The organism is Stenotrophomonas sp. GD03680, from assembly GCF_029844625.1.
Taxonomy (GTDB): Bacteria; Pseudomonadota; Gammaproteobacteria; order Xanthomonadales; family Xanthomonadaceae; genus Stenotrophomonas; species Stenotrophomonas maltophilia_P.
The window spans coordinates 1-2,398 of the sequence record NZ_JAOCKC010000045.1; the positions used below are offsets into that span (position 1 = coordinate 1).

A 2,398-nucleotide genomic window follows, 5' to 3' on the forward strand; every position below is an offset into this window, starting at 1 on the left:
TGCCGCGCTGGTGGAGGAAGCCACCGCCGCTGCGCGGGCCATGGAGGAACAGGCAGGCCATCTGAGTGAAGCGGTGTCCATCTTCGTGCTCGATGAAGCCGAAACCGTGGTCGCGCCCCGCGTCGCCGCCCCCGCCCCGCGCACCGCTGCACCCGCCGCCCCGGCGCCGGCTGCACCGCCGGCCCGCCGCAGCAGCGGCGGTCGCCCGATGGCCGCGGAACTGGCCGACGGAGACTGGCAGGAGTTCTGATTCCTGCCTGACCTGACGCACGACAACGCCCTGGCCCTGCGCCGGGGCGTTGTCGTTTAAGGGGCATCTGATTGTCCAGCCAACGGCGAAGCCCCTCGGAGTGGCCGCGGAGAGCTGCGGATTTCCTTCGTTTGGGCCAGTAAGGTGGGTCGCGCAGGGGACGCCGTGAATACGTCCCTGTAGGCTCGGGCGCGCCATCCATGGCGCTTACGCCCCTGCGCAACCCACCCTCCCGGCCACGGACAGTTTCCGTGCGCGTCCACCCCGGATTGAAGAAAGAAAGCAAAAAGCAAAAGCCAGGCCACTTCAGGGGTCAGATCCGTTTTCCGCAGGAAAACGGATCCGACCCCTCTTCCCACGTGGAAACCCAACGCCTTTGCCGGCCGCCGAAGTGAAGCCCTGGCGGGCCGGGTCGGGGTGGGCAGGCAGGACACGCCGTGAACCCATCCATGGGGGCTCGATGGCGCCATCCATGGCGCCAACGGTCCTGCCTGCCCACCCCGACCCGGCCAAACCGTAGCAACCCATCGCCATGACCTGCCGTTGCCGTTGCCGTTGCTTTTGCTTCAAAGGACTGCCGCAGGCAGCGCCGCAGCCGCCGCTGCAAGGAAACCTGAATGCGTTCCGGCACTGCACCTCAATCCCGCGCGCCCGCGGCCGATAACGGGGGTGTCATGGTGTATTCCGCCGTGGCCGGCTCGGCGCCGCCCGCCTGCTTCAAACTGGTCCTGCTCGATGAACCTCATGCATCGCTGGCAACACTACTTCAGCAATCTCTCCGTCCGGCGCAAGCTCAATCTGCTCACGCTGCTCATCGCGCTGGGCGTGGTCGCGCTGTCGGTGATCGCCGCCCGCATGCAGTACCTGGACCTGACTGAAACGCGCAAGACCTCGCTGAAGACCCAGGTCGAACTGAGTTACGGCATTGTCCAGCACTACCACCGCCTGGCCGGTACCGGCGAGCTCAGCGAAGAGGCAGCCAAGGCCGCCGCCCTGCAGGCGCTGGAGAGGATGCGTGCCGAGAACGACACCTACTACTACAACGTCTACGACACCGGCTACCGGGTACTCATGCACCCGTTCCGCAAGGACCTGGTCGGCAAGGACATGAAGGATTTCCGCACCGATGAAGGGGTGCGCATCTATTACCAGCAGGTCGAGGCAGCCAAGGCCGGGGGCGGCTTCGTCGACTACCGCTGGGCCAAGCCCGGCAGCGAAGGCACGGTCGGCAAGATCGCCTATGCCGGGCTGTTCGCGCCGTGGAACTGGGTCATCAGCAGTGGCGTCTACACGGACGACGTGCAGAAGCAGGCCCTGGTGTTCACCACGATCATGGCGATCTCCGGTGGCGTGGTGGTTCTGATCGTGCTGGCCTTGAGCTGGCTGATCGGCAACCGCATCGCGGTACCGTTGAAGCAGGCTACGGCCGTGGCCGAAGGCATCGCCGCTGGCAGACTGGACAGCCATATCGGCCCGCAGCCGCATGACGAGCCCGGCCGCCTGCTGGATGCGATGTCCGCCATGCAGCGGCAGCTGCACGCCGTGATCGGTGGCCAACGCGAGATGGCACGTCGCCACGACGCCGGTGAACTCAGCTACCGCATCGATGCCAGCGCATTCCCCGGCGAGTATGGGCTGATGGTGCAGGAGACCAATGCGCTGGTCGGCGGCCACGTGCAGACCCTTCATGATGTGCTCGATGTCGTCCAGCAATACGCCGTCGGCGATCTGAGCCGTGATATCGCCCGATACCCGGGCGAGAAGGCGGCGATGACCCACGCCGTTGATACCGTCAAGGACAACCTCGGCCGCATCAATGCCGAGATCAAGCAGCTGGCCGGCGCCGCCGCTGCCGGTGACTTCAGCCGTCGCGGCGACGCACAGCGCTTCGATCACGATTTCCGCACCATGCTGGAAAACCTCAACGCGATGATGGCAGTCAGCGATGAGAACCTCGGCAAGCTGTCACAGCTGCTGTCAGCCATCGCCGAAGGCGACCTGACCGCCCGCATGCAGGGCGACTACCAGGGCGTGTTCGCACGGATGCGTGACGATGCCAATGCCACCGTCACCCAGCTGACCCGCATCGTTGGCCAGATCCAGGCCAGCGCCTCCAGCATCACCCTGGCCGCCGGCGAAATCGCCTCG

General features: G+C 65.9%; 1 protein-coding gene and 1 pseudogene. Both read left to right on the forward strand.

The window, feature by feature from the left end:
• A pseudogene (locus N5J29_RS19235) lies at nt 1-250 on the forward strand (methyl-accepting chemotaxis protein); the annotation flags it as partial.
• Between the two features lie 735 nt (nt 251-985).
• A partial coding sequence (locus tag N5J29_RS19240) for a cache domain-containing protein (protein ID WP_279924556.1) occupies nt 986-2,398 on the forward strand: 1,413 nt, incomplete at its 3' end.